This window comes from Mesorhizobium sp. P2_C5_2 (assembly GCF_056404535.1).
Genome location: NZ_JBFUDV010000005.1, coordinates 674,774 through 693,642, shown reverse-complemented (window position 1 = coordinate 693,642; position 18,869 = coordinate 674,774). Strand labels below are relative to the sequence as shown.

The window sequence follows — 18,869 nt, the reverse complement described above, 5'->3', positions numbered from 1 at the left end:
CTTTTCCCTCGATGAGAAGACGATCCCCTTGCAGTATCTAGAGAAATGGACGGACTGGCTCTGCAACGGCAAGGTCGGTCCCTTCAACGCCGCGCTCTTCTGTCTCGCCGTTTACTGCCTCGTCCAGATCGCGGTGATGACGCTGTCGTCCCATATCGTCGGAACCGGTGTCGGCGTCGATGATTCCGAACAGCTGATGTACATGCATTACCTCTGGGCCGGCTACGGCGGGTCGCAGCCACCGCTTTACACATGGCTTGCCCGCCTCGTCGCCGGCGTGGTCGGGACGAATATACTCGCGCTCAAGATCGTGAAGTATCTTCTGATTGGCGTGGCGCTGGCGTCGGCTTTCATTGCTGTCCGCCGTCTCGGCTATTCCAGCCGGGCTGGCGCCGCGGCTATGTTCGGCCTGCTGTTGTTTCCGCAGATGGTGTGGGAGATGCAGCATGCCCTCACCCACTCGATCGCTGCCTTCTGTTTTTCAGTGGTGCTGTTTCTCGCGCTCGTCGAACTGGTGCAGCGGCGATCACTGACCGCCTATGTGTTGTTCGGCGCGGCCATAGCAGCCGCGATCCTGTCGAAATACAACAATGTGATTTTTCTCGGCGCGCTGCTGCTGTCCACCCTGTCGCTGCGCGAAACGCGGGGCGTCATCCTCAACCGCCAGTTTTTGATCAGCCTAGCGCTGGCCGTGCTGCTTTGCCTGCCGACGCTCTACTGGAGCCTGACACACACCGAACAGGTGCTGTCGCATGCAGGCGGTTTCGGCATGGCCAGAGAAAATGGTGTGATCCAGAACGCGCTCACTGGAGTATGGGGGCTCGGCAAGGCGATGCTGAATTTTGCCGGGCTGCCGGCCGGCATATTCGCGGTGGCTTTTCTCATCGCAAGGAACAGCCCGGCGCCGGCCCTGCAACCGCTGCCATGGGCCGAGAAACTGGTGTGGCGCACCATCGCTTTTGCCCTTGCCATCACCATCGTGCTCGTCCTGGCGACCGGGGCAACGCAATTCCGCGACCGCTGGATGCTTCCCATCCTTGTGTTGCTGCCCGTCGCACTTGCCCTTCGCATGGACGCCAGGGGAGACAGGGGCCGGAAGGTCCAGGACATCGCCGTCTTTGTCGGCGCGACCCTCGCCATCCTGGTACTGCCCGTTACATGGTACGCCCACCTCAAAGGTGGCGACAGCCGCGGCAGCATCGCGCGTGTTGACTACAATTCGCTCTACAACCAGTTGACGGCAAACGGACCGATACGCACCACCGTATCGAGCTGGCACTGGTTGGGAAATCTGCGTCTGGTCGACCCCGATCTTGTCGTCCTTGATGGAGAATTGCCAGACTTCGGCCAATTGCTGAAGGAGCCGGCGGTGTTCGTCACGGCAGACGACAGGGTGGGGGTCGAAACTATCCTCAAACTGCTGGATCAGGCCGGCTACGCAGCGGATGGCCCGCCGCAGCAGCTGGCCGTGCCCATGCTGTTCGGCAGCGACCCGCCCACCCGCACAGTAACGGTCACGCGGCTGAAGAAAGTGGCCGCAGCCGCAGCACCACAATAGCATCGGCAGGGAGGCTCGGGTGGAAAAGCAAGGGTTCGGTCGTCACCGCAAGATCATGCCGTTCGAGCCGGGCTCGGTTGAGGCCTTGCGCGACGCCTCGCGCCAGAAGGCGGCTTCACTGAACCAGCACGTGCTGGGCTACGGTGCGCAAGCTGAGTCCGAATGGCAAATGGCAGGCATCGCAACACCCGACCTTGCCGCGATGCGCAAATACCGGCTCGAGCGCATCCGCACTGAACTGAAGCGCCGCGGCTACGCCGGCGCCCTGCTCTACGACCCCGTCAACATCCGCTACGCCACTGATTCGACCAACATGCAGCTCTGGGTCGCGCACAACCCGACCCGCCACTGCTTCGTCGCCACTGAGGGACCGGTGGTTCTGTTCGACTATTTCTCCTGCGAGCATCTGTCCGACCATTCCGGCGTCGTCGACGAGGTACGGCCGGCAGTGTCGTGGATGTATCTCTATGGCGGCGAACTGACCGACCAGAAAGTCCGCCGCTGGGCCGCCGGCATTGCCGATCTGGTCAGGGAACATGGCGGCGGCAACAGGCGCATCGCCGTCGACCACATCAACCCGGAAGGCGTCGAGGAACTCGCCCGGCTCGGCATTGCCATCGGCAATGGCGAAGCGGTGATGGAAAGTGCGCGGTTGATCAAATCGCCCGACGAGATCCTCGCCATGCGCCGCGCCATCGTCGCTTGCGAAGCGGCAATGGGCGAAATGGAGAAGGCGCTCAAGCCGGGCATTTCCGAAAACGAGTTGTGGGCCGAACTGCATCGCGGCAACATTGCGCGCGGCGGCGAATGGATCGAGACCCGGCTGCTCGCGTCGGGGCCGCGCACCAATCCGTGGTTCCAGGAATGCTCGTCGCGCGTCATCGAAGCGGGCGACCTCGTCGCCTTCGACACCGACCTGATCGGCCCCTACGGCTTCTGCGCCGATCTCTCGCGCACCTTCCTTTGCGGCGACGAAAGGCCATCGAACGAACAGCGCGATCTCTTCCGCATCGCCGCAGACCAGATCGCCCGCAACACCGAGCTGATGCAGCCCGGCATATCCTTCCGCGACCTCGTCGAGCGCTCGGCGGTGCCGCCGGGAGACTGCTTCCCGACCCGCTACGGCGTGCTCTATCACGGCGTCGGTCTGGCCGACGAGTATCCGACCCTGCCGCATGCCAGCGACTGGACCCCGGACACACCTGACGGTGTGCTGGAGCCGGGCATGGTGCTGTGCGTGGAAAGCTACATCGGCAGGCTAGGCGGGCACGAAGGCGTCAAGATCGAGGAGCAGATCCTGATCACCTCGACCGGCAACGAGCAGCTTTCAACCTACCCGCTGGATGCGAGGCTGTTGGGGAACTGACGGCGGAACCCTCAGTAGTAGCAGTCGATCTTGCGCTTTGCGCGGTCGAAGACGCTGTCGAACCGCCCCCGGCCGATGGTCTGGTCCTTGGTCGAGACAGCCTGCCAGGCCCGCTCTTTGTCGGCACCTATGCCGGCCAGCGTGTTGATCGCAAGGTCGCCATAGCTGGAATAAAGCGGGACGGTTCCCGCCCGAATGCGCTCCAAAAATGGCTCCACGGCGGGAGAGCCCCGCTCTCCAAGTTGGCAAAGGGCCTGCACTCCCGCCAGGTAGGAGTGCTGCCAGAAATTTCCCCTGTCGCGCGGCTGCAGGGCGGCATCGTCGATCAGATAGAGCACCGTCGGGATGGCATCGGCGCCGAGGGCTGAAAGCCGCGCCAGGGCACGATAGGCGGCAACGCGCCGGGGCGTATCCCTGGCCAGTCTTTCGAGATCGGCACGATGCGCCGGAATGACCTGGTCCGGCAGGTACTGGATAGCGAGCGCCAAGTCACCGGCTTGCGGTGCATCGATATTGCCGGATTTGCCGACCTTGATGTCAAGCTCGAACAGCCTCGCGAAGAGCACGTCGGCAAGACGCGCGATGCTCTGCGGCGTTACGTCCTTCGTACGGCTCGCGGCCGTGTAGACATGCCTTGGGATGTCCAACCGCCGGTCGCTGAGCACGGCTATGGCGAGATCGATGTCGGCCTGCGACGCAGTCCGCTTATCACCCAGCCTGCTGAAGAAATCCTCGGCGAGGGAATTGGTGACGGCGTCGATCGGCTGGGGCTGACCGAGCTTCGCAGCCAATACAACAGCGGCATCCGCCGAACCAGCCGGCAACGCAAGCTTCATGCCGAGCGCGTGGACGACGAACCCGCTCCAGTCGGGTCGTGGGCCGAACCGGTCGAGGTGGGTGAGCCGAAGCAATCGCGGGAAGCCGATGCGAATATCGAACTGGTAGCCAGTCACGTAGCTTGGCAAGAGCAGCGGCAGCAGCCGATAGGAAGCAACGCCGGTCGATCGATAGACTTCGGAAAAACGGTCTCCCGCCTTGCTCTGCATGGAAATACGATAGACCGACATCGTGTCTGCCGTCGGATCGAGCCCCGCCCGATAGTCGTCCAGCCCACGCTTGACCTGCCCGGTGCTGATCACGGTATCGGCTTCCGAAAGCGGCGCCTCGGCCTCGATCAGGCAATTGCCCTTGGCAATCTCGATCCGCATGCGTTCCGAGGCTTTAGGCGCTTTGAAATCCCGGGGACCACCGAGATCGAGGAGGCGCGCATCGACGAGTTCGACCAGCGGACAAGAAGCTCGATGCTCCATGTGGAAGGTTCTGGCAGTGGCCGAAAAATCGACCTCGGGCATTTCCTTGTCGTAGTCGAGCACCATGATGCGCTGGACGCTGCCGGTCAGCAGTGCGCGCATGCAGAAATCGTCGCAATGCGTCTGGGTTTTGGTCCAGAAGACGGATTGATCGGAACGAACCGCCAGTGTCCCGGTCTGGAAAGGCCGAATGACCTGGTCGCGGTCGCCGGACACCAGCGCCGTCGTGGTCTGGTCCATCGATCTGTTGATCAGGAAAGGTGGCACGGCGAGCAGCGCCGCCGCAATCAAGGGGCTGGTCAGCCAGGCCAGCCGAGCTGGAATGCGAAAGCTGATGGCCCAGGTCAACAGCACGAACAGAAACACCGGTGGGATCAGCGCCATCAGTATGGCGATCGGGATGCCGACGATGCTCATCGCCGCGACGATCGCCATCTGCGGAAAAAGCAGACATGGTATGGCCGCCAGTCCCAGGACCAGCAACACGGCTCGGAATGTCCATCTCTGCACAGTTGCGACGGCCATATGCACCATCCCGCGAAGTCCCGTGCAGGCTGCACGAAGATGGTGATGGTCGCGTAAAGATTGGCCTCGGGCCCAGTCTACCGACGGGCAGAGTTAGCGAACGGTGTGTATGACAGGTCAGAGGCCACCACGTCGGCCATGATCAGCCTGACCGACTCCGGTGTCGTCCTGGCAGTGATGTAGGGCAGGCCTTTGCGCCGAGCCGTCCAGCCGACAACAGCGACCTTGCCCGCCGCCGGCTCGAAACGCTGCGCCAGCGCCCAGCTTTCGCAGTCGATCGCGGCGATATCCGCTTTGCCCTCGGCCACAGTAACGATCGAGCCGCGATGGCCGCCGCTTTCGCTGCGCGAGGAAAAGATATCGAGACTTTCGCCGACCACTTGCAGGTCGCGCGTCAGCCCAATGCTGCCCGACATCGAATCGAGGCTGTTGAAGGTGAAGCGCTTGCCACGCATGAGATCGAGCGGCAGTACGGCCTTGCCGTCCGCGGGCGAGCGAAGCTGTGGCCCCTCGCCTATGCGCATCACCAGCGCGCTCGAATAGAGTTCGCCCTGCCCGCCCTCATAGGCGTCGTAGCTCGGCTGGCCGACCACCTGCACATGGTTGTTCAGGCCAAGCTCCATCGGCCCCCAGCAGGTCTGCGCGAACAGCAGCGCCGGATGCAGCCAAAGCTTGTGATAGTCGAGTTCGTTCGGCGGCAGCGACGCCGGATCGGGCGCGATCAGCTTGCCCTCGGCATTGTGGATACCGCCGGGCACCGACGGCAGGTCGCCATTGCGGCGCACGATGGCCTGCGGCGCATCGATACCCTTTTTCCGAAAGGCCGCGCGCAACCCGGCCCACTGCGCGTCGACTTCGTCACGCATTTCGGGCCAGTCATACATCGGCAAAGCCGCAACCAATTCACTCATGCCGACACTCAATCATCATGTCTCAGGAAAGGATCGCAAAAACGCGGCGTCCAATCAGAAATTGGCCGACACGGATCCCGCCGGAATTATTCCTTCGGCGGCTCGGCAGGAACCGGCGCGCTCCCAAGCCCGCTGACGCTGCGCGCTCGGATGCGTGGCTTGAACGCCCTGCCCGGCTCGGCCTGGCGGCGCAGCACCGGGTGCACGATCGGCTCCTTGGCCTTGAAGGCGTAAGCTTTGATCAGCGCGAAATAGTTCGGATAGGCATAGCCATTGTTCATCCGCAGCCACTCGTCGCGGCGGTCACGAAACAGCTTCGGCAGTCTGTACCAGGCGACCGTCGGGGTCTTGTGGTGGACGAAGTGCAGATTGTTGTTGAGGAACAGGAACGACAGCGGCGAGCGCTCGATGATCACCGTGCGACCTTCCGGATGCTCCGACCACTGATGCTCGGCGAAAGTGCGGACAGCGATCAGCGACTGGCCGAGCCACACCGGCACCAGAATGTAGAGCCATACGGGGATGCCGAAGCCGAACTGCACGACCGGCAGCACGATGGCGAGACCGATCGCATGCAGCAGCCATGCCTTGCCGATCACCTTGTCGCCGGCAATCATGTGCTTGGCATCGTCAATGAAGAAGCCGATGCAGGACAGCCAGGGGCCGAGGAAGAAACGGCCGGCCATGGTGTTGTTGATCTTGAGCAGGAATTTCATCGTTGGCGGCAGATCGTCATGCATCCACAGCGCCTGGTAATAGCTCTCGGGATCGTCGAGCGGATCGGTCAGACGCTCGTCGGCGTGGTGGCGCAGATGAAGCGTCTTGAAGCGACGGAAAGGCCAGACCAGGCCGATCGGCAGGAAGACGAAGGCTTCGTTGATCAGCGCACTGCGCGTCGGATGGCCATGCAGCACTTCGTGCATGATCGACGACTGCAAGGCCAGGATGAAGCCGAGGAGAACGAGAGTCAGGATCGGATAAGAGGGCCAGAGCAGGAGCCCGGCAGCGAGCCACATTCCGTAACAGAAGAAAGCGAGGACCACGGTCGGCCACTCGATGGCCGCTGCGTTGCGTCGCTTGATGCTCTTGCCTGTCATGCTATCGACCACTGTCCCTCAGTCGCCGGAACCCCAATTGGTTCCTGACAGCATAGTGTCAGGAGAAGCGATTCCACTCAACGAGACAAAGTGTACAAAATGTTGCATTTGCGCATTTTTGACCGCACATGTTACACATTGTAAACAAGCTTAGGGATTCATTTACGCCTTGAGCGCTGATTCGGCGGCTCTGGCGCAAATTTTTCCTCAAAGAATGCGGAGAACGAACAGTGGACAAACGAGACCTGTCAGCCATCTTCCGGGAGCGTCTGAAGTTGCTCCTGACACGGTCCGATCTCAACCAGTCGGCCTTCGCGTCAGCAGTCGGCATCGATCGGTCGGCGCTGTCGCAACTGATGTCCGGCGCCTCGACGCGACTGCCGCGCGCCGAAACGCTGCTCAACATCGCCGCCGAATTCAAGATCTCGCTGGACTGGCTGCTTGGCCTCTCCCAGGACGAAGGCGTCACCGGTGAAATCCGCGAAAGCCTGGAGATCGAGGAAGCGCCCGACGGTTTCGACCGCACGCTGCTCGCCAAATGGTTCGCCGAGGCTGCGGGCACCAAGATCCGCTACGTGCCGGCCGGCATTCCGGACCTCCTGCGCACACGCCAGCTGGTCGACTACGAAGCCAACATCACCAATCGCAGTCGTTTGGCGCAGGCCAGCGAGACGCAGTACCGCATCGAGTACAACAGGCGCCCGGAGACCGACATGGAGGTCTGCATGCCGCGCCACACGTTGGAGATTTTTGCGCGTGGCCTCGGCGTCTGGGACCGTTTTCCCGAGGCCGACCGGCGGCAGCAACTCGCCCATATGGCGACGCTGCTCGACGATCTCTACCCGACCTTCCGGCTGTTTCTCTATGACGGCCGCATGCGCTACTCCATCCCGCTGACCATCTTCGGCCCCTATCGCGCTGCCATCTATGTCGGCGACATGTATGTGGTGCTGAACGCCACCCAGCCGGTGCAGGCGCTGACCCAGCATTTCGACAATCTGATCCGCGCCGCCGATATCAACCCGCACGAGGCAGCCGCCTTCGCGCGCAATCTGGCCGGCGCGTCATTCCCGTCGGGTTCTGCCTGAGCGCCAACGCCCCCGGAAAGGCGCGCCGCGCGGCAGCCGCGGGCCGCAAATACGTTGACTGGACATAAAGACTTCTTTATATCTTTATTCCATTCGAAAATTTGAAAGCCGATCCGATGACCGCGACCAATCCCATCGACGCACTGTTGGCCGAAAAGGGCGTGCTGCTGGCCGATGGCGCCACCGGCACCAATCTGTTCGCGATGGGTCTGGAGGCCGGCGAAGCGCCCGAACTGCTCAACGAGACGGCGCCTGATACCATCACCAGCCTGCACCAGAATTTCGTCGATGCCGGCGCCGACATCATCCTCACCAACTCTTTCGGCGGCACCCGCCATCGGCTGAAGCTGCATCATGCGCAGGACCGCGTGCATGCGCTGAACAAGCGCGCCGCCGAGATCGCCCGCGCTGTCGCCGACAAGGCCGGCCGCAAAGTCATCGTCGCCGGTTCGGTCGGCCCGACCGGCGAGTTGCTGGTGCCGCTCGGCGCCATGACCTATGACGAGGCGGTCGAGGCCTTCGCCGAACAGATCGAAGGTCTGAAGGAAGGCGGCGCCGAAGTCGCCTGGATCGAGACCATGTCGGCGCCGGACGAAATCCGCGCCGCCGCCGAAGCCGCCATTCGCGTCGGCCTGCCCTACACCTATACCGGCTCCTTCGACACCGCCGGCCGCACCATGATGGGCCTGCTGCCCAAGGATATACACGGCGTCGTCGACGGGCTGTCGCAAAACCCGCTCGGCGTCGGCGCCAATTGCGGTGTCGGCGCCTCCGACATCCTGGCCTCGCTGCTCGACATGACCGAGGCGAAGCCGGAAGCCACGGTGATCGTGAAAGGCAATTGCGGCATCCCGGAATTCCGCGGCACCGAGATCCACTATTCCGGCACGCCGGAACTGATGGCTGACTATGTCCGGCTGGCGGTCGATGGTGGCGCGAAAATCATCGGCGGCTGCTGCGGCACCTCGTTCGAACACCTTGCCGCCATGCGCAAGGCGCTCGATGCGCACACCAAGGCGGACCGCCCGACCGTCGCGGCGATCGTCGAGCGCATCGGCCCGATGCGCAACAAGGCGGCAACGGAAAACACTGCCGAGACCAGCGAAGCCCGCCGCGAACGCCGCCGCAGCCGCGCCTGATATCTGGAATTACTCGCTGTTTTCAGCGTAGCGCGACAGCGCCGTCTTGAAATCCAGGACGGTGCTGTCTGCGTTTCCGCCCATCGTCACCAGGTCACCCGATGACTGCGGATTGCCGATCTGCTCCAGCATGACGCGAAAGCGGTCGTTGGTCAGCGCCGACATTGCGGTATTCCGGGCCGCGTCGACGTCGTCCATGATGCGTCTCGATTCCGGCGAAAGCGCAGTCGACCCCGACACCTGCGAGTGTCGTACCGCCGGCAGCGTGTTTCCGATATTCGTGATCTGCAATTCACGGCCCCCTCAAGCCCAATCCCGGCACACTGGATAGCACCAGGGCATTGCAATGATGTTCCTGAAAAGCCACGCAATTTAACGATCGGCCGAGCACTCGCCAGGATCTGTCGAGATTCAGGTCAGGCCGAGCCGAAAACGATGGCTCGCGAGAACCGGAGCGGAGCGTACTTTTGGGTACGTGAGCACCGGAAGCACAGCGAGCCGTCGTTTGCAGGCCGACCTCACCTGAATATCAATAGATCCAAAAAAAGGCCGGCAAGGTTTCCCCCGCCGGCCTGCCTCACCCGCCCGTAGCCGGTTCCCCCGTATCAGAACGACCCCCGTCTGAAAGGAACCGGCGTTATTGCCACTACCGGTTACCGCCCAGCGCCGAGGCAAGGCGCACAAGCGAAAGGAACTCGGACCTGTACCCAAACGGGTCGGCTCCTCGGGCGGCGGTGGCAATCTCCATGATCTTGTCGTAGCCGAACTTCGCGGTCGCATCCTCGTCGCGCAGCTTCTGGCCGAAGGCGGCGACAGCGACGGAGAAACGCTGGTCGGTGCCGGCCTCGTCGAAGGACTTGACCTCGTTGGCCGACGTCACCGGCGTGGTGATCAGCTTCGAGACGTCCTCGTTGGGCAGCTTGTAGCGGATCTTGACGAAGGCATATTCGTCGGCATTGGCGACACCGCCATTGTTGACCGTTGCCTGGCCATAGCGCAGCGGGTCCATCTGCTCGCCGCCACTGCCCTTCGGCGTGATCTCGTAGATGGCGGTGACCGAATGGCCGGAACCGATATCGCCGGCGTCGACGCGGTCATTGTTGAAATCCTCACGGTTCAAGGCGCGGGTTTCGTAACCGATCAGCCGGTATTCCGAGACCTTGTCCGGATTGAACTCGACCTGGATCTTGACGTCCTTGGCGATGGTGAACAGCGTCGAGGAGGCATCCTCGACCAAAACCTTCTCGGCCTCGGCCAGCGTGTCGATATAGGCGGCGGTGCCGTTGCCGTTCTGGGCGATGGTTTGCATCATCTGGTCGTTCAGATTGCCGCGGCCGAAGCCGAACACCGACAGGAAGACGCCCGTCTTGCGTTCCTGCTCGATCAGCCGCTTCAGGTCCTCGTCATCAGTCTGGCCGACATTGAAATCGCCGTCCGTGGCCAGCATCACACGGTTGACGCCATCCTTGACGAAGGACTGCTGGGCAAGCTTGTAGGCTTCCTTGATGCCCGCCTCGCCGGCCGTCGAGCCCCCCGGCTGCAGATTGTCGATGGCGTTGAGTATCTTGTCCTTCTCGGTGACCTTGGTCGGCATCAGCACCGTGCCGGCGTCACCGGCATAGGTAACGATCGAGACGGTGTCGTCCGCCTTGAGCTTGCTGACCAGCAGCCGGAAAGCCGACTTGAGCAGCGGCAGCTTGTCCGGCTCGTCCATCGAACCCGACACGTCGATCAGGAACACCAGATTGGCCTTGGGCTGCTCGACCGGCTTGATGTCAAAACCCTTGATGGCGACGTGCATCAGCTTGGTGTGCCCGTTCCACGGCGTCGGCATGACGCTGACGGTCGAGTTGAACGGCGTCGAGGCGGAGTCCGGTCCTTTCCAGTCATAGGGGAAGTAGTTGACCATCTCCTCGACACGCACCGTATCGGCCTGCGGCAGGTAGCCCTGCTTCAGCGAGCCGCGGACGAAGGAATAGGAAGCGGTGTCGACGTCGATCGAGAAGGTCGAGACCGGATCCTGGAGTGCTGCATGCACCGGATTGGTCTTGAAATCCTCGACGCGGTCGCGGTTTGGCTCCTGCGGCGCGATCTGGTCGGCCGGCATCGTCGAGGGCTGCTGCGGCGCCATCAGCTTGGATTCGGCGGTCCCTTGGACACGGCTGGTCCGCGCGGCATCTGCCGCTGGCGCAGCTGGTGAAAGTCGCATGATAACTCTGCCGCCCGATGGCGCGGCCTCGGTGCTTGGCGCAGGCTCGGGCGCCTGCTGGTAAGTCTGCAAAGTGCCGTACTCCGCCGGAGCCTCGGTCTTCGGGGGTGCGGTCGGCGTAACAAGCGCATCGGTGGCGTCGCGGCTTCGCACCTCGGCGTCGGCGTCGGCCTTCTTCAGGTCGCCTTCGGGCGCCTGCTTTTCTTTCAGCGGCGCGTTGGTTGCCGGCTTGTCGGCCAGCGTTTCGGTGATCTTCTCGTCGTTGCCGAACGGCGACGGCTGTTCCCTCAGCATATGGAAGGTGGCGTATCCGGCGATCGGCAGGGCGACGAGCCCGGCAATGGCTGGCGTGGCAATGAGTTTCTTTTGCATGATCTCGCTCCAGAGCTTTTGTGCTCGCTCTGTGAGACGAAGCCCGCCAACCGATCCTTGGGTGACGGCGGAAATATTTTCCTGATCAAAGGCGCGCATGGCGGCTTCGAAGGCGCGTGCCTTCGCGCTCTCGCCCGGCGCCGGTACTGCTGCGTCGCGCAGCCTGTTGAGTTCGTTGTCGTCGACCATGGTCACACTTCCCCGGCTGAACGCATCAACGTCTTCAGCCGTTTCTTCGCTTCATGGATGTGCCAGGAAACCGTCGTCTCCGAGATTGCCATCGCCTCGGCGGCGGCCGCATGGCTCAAGCCTTCGCCATAGACCAGAAGCACTGCATCGCGCTGCTTGTCCGGCAATTGCCGCACCGCTGCCCAGAGCGCCTCAGTCGGATCTTCGGGCTCGGCGGACGCCTCTCCCGATATCATGCTGTAGGCGCCATAGGCCTCGGTCTTGACGTTTTCGCGCGTGGTCTTGCGCATCATGTCGCGCGCCGCGTTCATCGTCACGGAATAAAGCCATGTCGTGAACGCGCCGCCGCCGCGATAGTCGCGGATCGCCTTGCCGAGACGGACACAGACTTCCTGGGCGATGTCTTCGGCATCGGCCTTTTTTCCGCACCAGCGATAGGCGGCGCGATAGACGAAGTCGTAGTGCCGCTCCAGCAATTTGCCGAAGGCACCCCTGTCTCCGCCCTTCGCCCGCCCGATCAATTCGGCGTCGGAGGCTTCGCTCTCATCCAGCATCATCGCCATCATTTGATTGTTGGACGAAGGCTAATGGCCAATCCTTTGGGTTATGGAAAGAATTTTTTCAGGCAGGCGTATTTTGGGCTAGACGGCCTGGCCGGCAGCCCAACCCGACGACCACGCCCATTGGAAGTTATAACCGCCGAGCCAGCCCGTGACATCGACAACTTCGCCTATAAAAAACAGGCCCGGCACGGATTTCGCCTGCATCGTCTTCTGATCGAGCCCGTTGGTATCGACCCCGCCAAGCGTCACTTCGGCCGTACGGTATCCTTCGGAGCCGGCCGGCTTTATACGCCAGTCGTTGACGGCGGCTTCGACGGTTTTCATCCGCAGGTCCGTCAAATCAGCGAGATTGCCGTCGATCCCGCTGCGCTCGGCCACCGCTTGCGCAAGACGCTTCGGCAGGTGGTTCGCCAGCACCGTCTGCACCGCTTGCCTGCCGTTGACGCGCCGGCCGGCGCGAAGCAGTTCCGCCACATCCACTCCCGGCAGCATGGCGATGCGAATCTCGTCGCCTTCGCGCCAGTAGGATGATATCTGCAGGATGGACGGCCCGCTCAAGCCGCGATGCGTGAACAGCATCGCCTCCGAAAACCGCGTCTTGCCACAAGCGACTTCGGCATCGACGGCATTGCCGGCCAAAGGCGCCAGCCGCTCGAGCGTTCTGGCGTCGAACGTCAGCGGCACCAGCGCCGGCCGCGTCTCCACCACGGCCAGGCCGAATTGCGAAGCAAGCTCGTAGCCGAAACCGGACGCGCCCATTTTGGGGATCGACTTGCCGCCGCAGGCCACCACCAGCGATCTGCAGGCGACGGTGCCGGTGGAGAGCGCCAGCACAAAACCGTCCGCGGTCTTGCCGACATCCCTGACCTCGGTCGACAGCGCCAGTTCCGCACCCCGGTCCTGCATTTCGGCGACCAGCATGTCGATGACCTGGCGCGCCGAGCCATCGCAAAACAGCTGTCCCAGTGTCTTCTCGTGGTAGGCGATGCCATGGCGTTCTATGAGCGCGATGAAATCGCGCTGGGTGTAGCGACTGAGCGCCGAGATGCAGAAATGCGGATTGCCGGAGATAAAATTCTTCGGGCTGGTGTGGATGTTGGTGAAATTACACCGGCCACCGCCCGAGATGCGGATCTTCTCGCCGGGCTTTGCCGTGTGATCGAGCACCAGAACCGAGCGGCCGCGCTTGCCCGCCTCGATGGCGCACATCATTCCGGCCGCTCCGGCGCCGATCACCACGACATCATAGGATTGCATCAGGCTATTCGTTCCCGCTCGACTGGCGCCGTCTTGCAGGCCGCGCCAATCGTGCAGTCTCTACCCGTTCGATGCGACTGCAGGCAACGTCTCGATCAGTGTTTAGCCCAGCGTTTCGGCAAACAGCGTCGTCAATCGCTTCCAGTGGCGTTCGGCGCCGGTCGCGTTGAAGACACTATGGTCCGACACGCACCAGCCATGCGCCATGCCGGCATAGTTCTCGATGGCGTGGTCGACTTCGGCCACGCGCAGCGCCTCGGCCAACCGCGCCGACTGCTCCGGCGGAAAGCTGCGATCGACGCCGGCAACGCCGACATAGACACGCGCCTTGATAGAGGCTGCCTTGCGGTGCGGGCTGTCGGCATTGTCGCCAGCCAGATTGCCGCCGTGGAAGCTGGCGGCAGCCACGATGCGATCGGGATGGGTTGCGGCGGCATTCAGCGCCCGCGCCCCGCCCATGCAGTAGCCGACGGTGCCGACCGGTCCGGTGACACCTTCCGCAACGAGCGCATCGAGGAAAGCGCCGCTGTCGCGGACGGTCATGTCCTGCGTCGTGCCGTGCACCAACGCCATCAGCGCAGCCTTGGTCTCCTCCACGACAAAAGCGGTCTTGGCATCGAACGGGCCATAGGGCGCATTCCGGTAGAACAGATCCGGCACCAGCACCGCATAGCCCTCACTCGCAAGCCTTTCCGCCATCTGGTCGAGCGCCGGTCGTGGCCCGAAAGCGTCCATGTAGAGAATGATGCCGGCCTTGGACGGGGAAGCAGCCGCCGAGTGGAACAGTCCCGTTTTCGCCACGCCGTCCTCTGTCTTGATCTGGATGTCCTGCTTCGCCATGGCCCGCTCCGTTGACTGTCGTGCGATACATATCCGCAGGCATTTTCAGGGCAAGCCGTTCCCTGACAATTGCGTTCAACATTTTGTGCAGGCATTCGACGCCCCGCTAGAGGCCAGCAAACGCTACCATGTGAAAGGCCTGAACCTCAGCGGGATAGCGATAGTCGGCGCCATAGGGACAGGCGTTGCGGTCGAGGCAGCCGCCGGTGCGGCACGGTTCGCCATTCGCTCCCCGAACATGCGCCAGGCACGCCTGATATGTGAAACCGTCCAGGGAATAGGCGTCGACCGGACAGGATTTCAGACAAGGCTTTGCGACACATGCGTCGCAAAGGTGAATCACCTCGCGAGGTTCTGGGAGTGCGATCTCATCCTCGAACAGCAGCGCACCGCGATAGGCGTGCCAGAGCCCGTATTGCGGATGCATGAGAATGCCGAGCGGCGACGGTTTCAATCCCTCGGCCCGCATCGCCCATTGCTGGAACGGCAGATACGGCCTGTCGGACGGCGAAACGGCGCGCGCCCCGAATTTTTCCGCCACCGCGCCGATCACCTGGCGTGACCAGGTGTCGAGCGGATTGGCGATGGTTTGCGGCTGCCGCTCGCGCCAGTGCAGGAAATGTGGCCAGGGTGCCGCGCCCGCCTGCCCGACCAGCAGCACTGATTTGGCGGGAGCGCCCGAAGAGCCAGACGATGGCGTTTCCCCGGCCGCGAAGTTAAACCCACCGCGCAGAATGAGGCCGTTGGCGGAAAGCGCGGCCGCTATCTCGTCAGCGGTGCCGCGCGCAATCATCCCTACTGGTCCGGATCGGAGAAAGCGCTCCGCCAGACTTCCTTGTGGATGATGTTGGCGACTTTAGCCCCGCCTGACTCGGGCTCCTTTCAAGTGAAGGCGTCAGCCATCGACGCTTTCTTGGTGGCGATGTAGTCCTTCAGGCCGTCGTCGATGCCCGGATCGAGATACGGCGCCTCGTAGGTTTCCAGCCAGCGGCGGGCGAGATCGTTGGCGCGCTGCGGCGCCGTTTTCTCGCCTTCGGCCAGCCACTGCTCGTAGGAATTGTTGTCGGCGATACTGGAGCGGTAGAAGGCGGTCTGGAAATTGGCCTGCGTGTGGTCGCAGCCGAGATAGTGGCTGCCCGGGCCGACCTGGCGGATGGCGTCCATCGCCTGGCCATTTTCCGACAGGTCGACGCCTTCGGCAAACTTCTGCTGCATGCCGAGTTGGTCGATATCCATCATGAACTTCTCGTAGCAGGACGCCAGTCCGCCTTCGAGCCAGCCGGCCGAATGCAGCACGAAGTTGGTGCCGGCCAGAATGGTCGAGTTCAGCGTGTTGGCGCTCTCATAGGCGGCCTGCGCGTCCGGAACCTTGGAGGCGCAGAGCGAGCCGCCGGTGCGGAACGGCAGCCCAAGCCGGCGCGCCAGCTGTGCGGCGCCGTAGGAGACCAGCGACGGCTCGGGCGTGCCGAAGGTCGGCGCGCCCGACTGCATCGAGATCGACGAGGCGAAAGTGCCGAACAGCACCGGCGCACCGGGCCGGATCAGCTGCGTGAACGACGCGCCGGCCAGCACTTCGGCCAGGACCTGCGTCAGCGTGCCGGCGACGGTCACCGGGCTCATCGCGCCGGCGAGGATGAACGGCGTGACGATGCAGGCCTGGTTGTGGCGCGAATAGACTTTCAGCGCCCCCAGCATGGTTTCGTCGAACACCATCGGCGAGTTGGCGTTGATCAGGCTGGTCAGCACCGTGTTGTTTTCGACGAAATCGTCGCCGAACACGATCTTGGCCATGGCGACGGTATCTTCGGCCCGCTCCGGCGCGGTGACCGAACCCATGAACGGCTTGTCCGAATACTTTATGTGCGAATAGACCATGTCGAGATGGCGCTTGTTGACCGGCACGTCGACCGGCTCGCACACCGTGCCGCCCGAATGGTGGATCGACGGCGCCATATAGGCGAGCTTCACGAAATTCTGGAAATCCTCGATCGTCGCGTAGCGCCTGACGCCGTCGAGATCGCGCACGAAGGGCGGGCCGTAAACCGGCGCGAAGACAGTGGCGTTGCCGCCGATCTGCACCGAACGCTCGGCATTGCGCGCATGCTGGGTGTAGATGGGCGGGGCGGTCTTCAGCAGCGAACGGCACAGACCCTTGGGAAAATGCACGCGCTCGCCCTTGACGTCCGCGCCGGCCTCTTTCCACAGCTGCAGCGCTTCCGCATCGTCGCGGAAGATGATGCCGATCTCTTCAAGCACCGTGTCGGTGTTGTTTTCGATAATTGCCAGGCCCTCCTCGTTGAGGACCTCATAGATGTTGATCTTGCGCTTGATGTAGGTGAGCTGGGTGCCCGGTCCGCCACCCGAGCGGGCCGCGCGCCTGGCTGCCGCGCCGCCGCTGGCAGCGCGCCCGCGTCGCGCATTGGACGCTTCCTGGTCGACTGACGCGTTCTCACTCATGATCGTTTTTCCCTAAAAACCGTTTGCGGCCGCGCATCGCAGCTTCTCGCCCGGATCGTAGCCATGCACCCTATTCGAAACGGCCCGCCAGCGCCAACGCCTGTCGCAAAATCGACAAGAATTCCAATAGATTTGCGGTCGCTTTCCTTTTGCGGGAAGTCGCAAATCAGCTATGGATACCTGCCCCTGCCGGGTTAGGTATTGACGCGATTATTTTAAGCCGCCGTGGTCGCATCCCCGCGGCAAGGAGCCCGAGAAAAAATGGCCGACGACGAGATCATCCTCTCCGAGCTTTCCGACGACGAGCTGGTGCAGCAGATGCACGACGATCTGTATGACGGGCTGAAGGAAGAGATCGAGGAAGGCACCAACATCCTGCTCGAGCGCGGCTGGGTGCCCTACAAGGTGCTGACCGAAGCGCTGGTCGAAGGCATGCGCATCGTCGGCGAGGACTTTCGCGACGGCATCCTGTTCGTGCCGGAAGTGCTGCTTTCCGCCAACGCCATGAAGGCCGGCATGTTCATCCTGCGCCCGCTGCTCGCCGCCACCGGCGCACCGAAGCAGGGCAAGATGGTCATCGGCACCGTCAAGGGCGACATTCACGACATCGGCAAGAACCTCGTCGGCATGATGATGGAGGGTGCTGGCTTCGACGTCATCGACCTCGGCATCAACAATGCGGTCGAAAAATACCTCGACGCCATCGAGCAGCACCAGCCCGACATCATCGGCATGTCGGCGCTTTTGACCACCACCATGCCCTACATGAAGGTCGTCATCGACACGATGAAGGAAAAGGGCATTCGCGACGACTACGTCGTTTTGGTCGGCGGCGCGCCGCTCAACGAGGAATTCGGCAAGGCCGTCGGCGCCGATGCCTATTGCCGCGACGCGGCTGTGGCCGTCGAGACCGCCAAGGACTTCATGAAGCGCAAGCACAACGTGCGCGCTTCAGCCTGATTTGTTCCGCAAGGCGTTGGCCAACAATCGAAAGCCGCGCCTTGCAGCGCGGCTTTTTTGTTCCCAGATGTTGGCGACGACGGCCGCGTCTCAGGGTTTGGTGACGGTGTCGTCGATCGCTTTCGCGGTCGATTTGAGATCCCGGCCGACGCCGCGGACGGTGTTGGCGCAGGCCGTAAGCGCCAGGGCGCAGGCAAGGATTGCAATCGGCGCAACGCGTAACAGTTTCATGGACGGTTTATCCCTCTCTCGATAGATTCGCCCCACAGCAACGAAGGCCGCTTCGACCGGGTTCCATGGCCAGAGACCAAAAAACGAAACCGAATCAAGACGACAGGCTGCTGGTCATCGCCTGCGGAATGATTGCGCGCGAAGTTTTGGCCGTCAAGGAGCAGCTCAAGCTCGACCATCTCGACCTGACCTGCCTGCCGGCGGAATTCCATTTCTACCCCGACCGCATCGCGCCGGCGATGGACAAGGCGATCGAGAAGGCCAAGGCAGAAGGTTACCAGAACATCTTCGTCGGCTATGCCGATTGCGGCACCGGTGGCCTGCTCGACCGGGTGCTGGAGAAGCACGGCGTCGAGCGCATGGCCGGCCCGCACTGTTTTGCCTTCTACCAGGGCATGGATGCCTATGCGAAGGTCGCCGACGACGACATGATGTCGTTCTACATGACCGATTTCCTGTGCCGCCAGTTCGACGCCTTCTTCATGAAGCCGCTCGGCCTCGACAAGCATCCGGAGCTGATCAAGGACTATTTCGGCAACTACGAGAAACTGGTCTACATCGCCCAGACCGACGATCCCGAACTCGACAAGGTCGCCGAGAAAGCCGCGAAACTGCTTGGCCTCGCCTATGAACGGCGCTCGACCGGCTATGGCGACTTGACGGCCGGGTTGGCGCAGGCTGCCGCACACGCCTGAAGCAATTCTTGAGCCGCGACGCCGTCGAGAATAGATGACAGGCCGCCGCGAATGGGTAAGTTGTGCGCCCAAGCAAACAGGCTGATTCAGCCATCCGAACAC

At 62.6% G+C, this 18,869-nt stretch carries 17 protein-coding genes; 6 read left to right on the top strand and 11 right to left on the bottom strand.

Annotated features, from left to right (window positions below; all coding sequences use genetic code 11):
- Nucleotides 1-28: 28 nt before the first annotated feature.
- Both AC1D1B_RS21825 and AC1D1B_RS21820 read left to right on the top strand, forming a co-directional pair.
- Nucleotides 29-1,558, top strand: coding sequence for a glycosyltransferase family 39 protein (locus AC1D1B_RS21825; protein ID WP_477334469.1), 1,530 nt, complete (start codon nt 29-31; stop codon nt 1,556-1,558).
- A gap of 55 nt (nt 1,559-1,613) precedes the next feature.
- On the top strand, nt 1,614-2,924 hold the full coding sequence (locus AC1D1B_RS21820) for a M24 family metallopeptidase (RefSeq protein ID WP_477334882.1): 1,311 nt from the start codon (nt 1,614-1,616) through the stop codon (nt 2,922-2,924).
- A gap of 11 nt (nt 2,925-2,935) precedes the next feature.
- Here AC1D1B_RS21820 and AC1D1B_RS21815 read toward each other — a convergent pair whose 3' ends face one another.
- The 3 genes from AC1D1B_RS21815 to AC1D1B_RS21805 all read right to left on the bottom strand — a co-directional run bounded on the left by AC1D1B_RS21815 (nt 2,936) and on the right by AC1D1B_RS21805 (nt 6,767).
- Nucleotides 2,936-4,720, bottom strand: coding sequence for a hypothetical protein (locus AC1D1B_RS21815; protein ID WP_477334468.1), 1,785 nt, complete (start codon nt 4,718-4,720; stop codon nt 2,936-2,938).
- A gap of 116 nt (nt 4,721-4,836) precedes the next feature.
- Complete coding sequence (locus AC1D1B_RS21810) at nt 4,837-5,670, bottom strand: phosphate/phosphite/phosphonate ABC transporter substrate-binding protein (RefSeq protein WP_477334467.1); 834 nt, start codon at nt 5,668-5,670, stop codon at nt 4,837-4,839.
- 86 nt (nt 5,671-5,756) lie between these two features.
- Nucleotides 5,757-6,767: a fatty acid desaturase gene (locus tag AC1D1B_RS21805; protein WP_477334466.1), complete on the bottom strand. Its 1,011-nt coding sequence runs from the start codon at nt 6,765-6,767 to the stop codon at nt 5,757-5,759.
- Between the two features lie 230 nt (nt 6,768-6,997).
- On the opposite strand from AC1D1B_RS21805, the gene AC1D1B_RS21800 reads away from it, so the two are divergent.
- A complete protein-coding gene (locus AC1D1B_RS21800) occupies nt 6,998-7,855 on the top strand; it encodes a helix-turn-helix domain-containing protein (RefSeq protein WP_477264297.1) in 858 nt (285 codons plus the stop codon).
- Between the two features lie 116 nt (nt 7,856-7,971).
- The gene (bmt, locus tag AC1D1B_RS21795; protein ID WP_477334465.1) at nt 7,972-8,994 is read left to right on the top strand and encodes a betaine--homocysteine S-methyltransferase; all 1,023 of its coding nucleotides are present in this window, start codon (nt 7,972-7,974) and stop codon (nt 8,992-8,994) included.
- 9 nt (nt 8,995-9,003) lie between these two features.
- Here the strand turns inward: bmt and AC1D1B_RS21790 are convergent, their stop codons facing one another.
- The 7 genes from AC1D1B_RS21790 to AC1D1B_RS21760 all read right to left on the bottom strand — a co-directional run bounded on the left by AC1D1B_RS21790 (nt 9,004) and on the right by AC1D1B_RS21760 (nt 16,881).
- A complete protein-coding gene (locus AC1D1B_RS21790; RefSeq protein ID WP_235983895.1) occupies nt 9,004-9,192 on the bottom strand; it encodes a hypothetical protein in 189 nt (62 codons plus the stop codon).
- 448 nt (nt 9,193-9,640) lie between these two features.
- Complete coding sequence (locus AC1D1B_RS21785) at nt 9,641-11,764, bottom strand: vWA domain-containing protein (protein WP_477334464.1); 2,124 nt, start codon at nt 11,762-11,764, stop codon at nt 9,641-9,643.
- Between the two features lie 2 nt (nt 11,765-11,766).
- Entirely contained in the window at nt 11,767-12,327 is a 561-nt protein-coding gene (locus AC1D1B_RS21780) for an RNA polymerase sigma factor (protein ID WP_112565450.1), read from the bottom strand.
- Nucleotides 12,328-12,405: 78 nt separating this feature from the next.
- Entirely contained in the window at nt 12,406-13,584 is a 1,179-nt protein-coding gene (locus AC1D1B_RS21775) for a BaiN/RdsA family NAD(P)/FAD-dependent oxidoreductase (protein WP_477334463.1), read from the bottom strand.
- Between the two features lie 102 nt (nt 13,585-13,686).
- Nucleotides 13,687-14,424: a dienelactone hydrolase family protein gene (locus AC1D1B_RS21770; protein WP_477334462.1), complete on the bottom strand. Its 738-nt coding sequence runs from the start codon at nt 14,422-14,424 to the stop codon at nt 13,687-13,689.
- 106 nt (nt 14,425-14,530) lie between these two features.
- Nucleotides 14,531-15,217 carry a hypothetical protein gene (locus AC1D1B_RS21765; protein WP_477334461.1) on the bottom strand — a complete coding sequence of 229 codons (687 nt, stop codon included), beginning with the start codon at nt 15,215-15,217 and terminating at the stop codon, nt 14,531-14,533.
- Nucleotides 15,218-15,306: 89 nt separating this feature from the next.
- Nucleotides 15,307-16,881 (bottom strand): trimethylamine methyltransferase family protein, encoded by a 1,575-nt coding sequence (locus AC1D1B_RS21760; RefSeq protein WP_142865185.1) that lies wholly within the window; start codon nt 16,879-16,881, stop codon nt 15,307-15,309.
- A gap of 261 nt (nt 16,882-17,142) precedes the next feature.
- On the opposite strand from AC1D1B_RS21760, the gene AC1D1B_RS21755 reads away from it, so the two are divergent.
- Complete coding sequence (locus AC1D1B_RS21755; protein WP_023688118.1) at nt 17,143-17,841, top strand: corrinoid protein; 699 nt, start codon at nt 17,143-17,145, stop codon at nt 17,839-17,841.
- A 90-nt stretch (nt 17,842-17,931) separates the two neighbouring features.
- Here the strand turns inward: AC1D1B_RS21755 and AC1D1B_RS21750 are convergent, their stop codons facing one another.
- Complete coding sequence (locus tag AC1D1B_RS21750; RefSeq protein WP_112565267.1) at nt 17,932-18,072, bottom strand: entericidin A/B family lipoprotein; 141 nt, start codon at nt 18,070-18,072, stop codon at nt 17,932-17,934.
- A 65-nt stretch (nt 18,073-18,137) separates the two neighbouring features.
- On the opposite strand from AC1D1B_RS21750, the gene AC1D1B_RS21745 reads away from it, so the two are divergent.
- Entirely contained in the window at nt 18,138-18,767 is a 630-nt protein-coding gene (locus AC1D1B_RS21745) for a DUF1638 domain-containing protein (protein WP_477334460.1), read from the top strand.
- Nucleotides 18,768-18,869: the final 102 nt, after the last annotated feature.

Bases quoted from the DNA above. Each gene is read 5' to 3' on its own strand.
- AC1D1B_RS21780 (WP_112565450.1), bottom strand. From the start codon at position 12,327: ATGGCGATGATGCTGGATGAGAGCGAAGCCTCCGACGCCGAATTGATC.
- AC1D1B_RS21755 (WP_023688118.1), top strand. From the start codon at position 17,143: ATGGCCGACGACGAGATCATCCTCTCCGAGCTTTCCGACGACGAGCTG.
- AC1D1B_RS21775 (WP_477334463.1), bottom strand. From the start codon at position 13,584: ATGCAATCCTATGATGTCGTGGTGATCGGCGCCGGAGCGGCCGGAATG.
- AC1D1B_RS21745 (WP_477334460.1), top strand. From the start codon at position 18,138: ATGGCCAGAGACCAAAAAACGAAACCGAATCAAGACGACAGGCTGCTG.
- AC1D1B_RS21790 (WP_235983895.1), bottom strand. From the start codon at position 9,192: ATGGACGACGTCGACGCGGCCCGGAATACCGCAATGTCGGCGCTGACC.
- AC1D1B_RS21760 (WP_142865185.1), bottom strand. From the start codon at position 16,881: ATGAGTGAGAACGCGTCAGTCGACCAGGAAGCGTCCAATGCGCGACGC.
- AC1D1B_RS21810 (WP_477334467.1), bottom strand. From the start codon at position 5,670: ATGAGTGAATTGGTTGCGGCTTTGCCGATGTATGACTGGCCCGAAATG.
- AC1D1B_RS21820 (WP_477334882.1), top strand. From the start codon at position 1,614: ATGCCGTTCGAGCCGGGCTCGGTTGAGGCCTTGCGCGACGCCTCGCGC.
- AC1D1B_RS21785 (WP_477334464.1), bottom strand. From the start codon at position 11,764: ATGGTCGACGACAACGAACTCAACAGGCTGCGCGACGCAGCAGTACCG.
- AC1D1B_RS21805 (WP_477334466.1), bottom strand. From the start codon at position 6,767: ATGACAGGCAAGAGCATCAAGCGACGCAACGCAGCGGCCATCGAGTGG.
- AC1D1B_RS21765 (WP_477334461.1), bottom strand. From the start codon at position 15,217: ATGATTGCGCGCGGCACCGCTGACGAGATAGCGGCCGCGCTTTCCGCC.
- AC1D1B_RS21770 (WP_477334462.1), bottom strand. From the start codon at position 14,424: ATGGCGAAGCAGGACATCCAGATCAAGACAGAGGACGGCGTGGCGAAA.
- bmt (WP_477334465.1), top strand. From the start codon at position 7,972: ATGACCGCGACCAATCCCATCGACGCACTGTTGGCCGAAAAGGGCGTG.
- AC1D1B_RS21750 (WP_112565267.1), bottom strand. From the start codon at position 18,072: ATGAAACTGTTACGCGTTGCGCCGATTGCAATCCTTGCCTGCGCCCTG.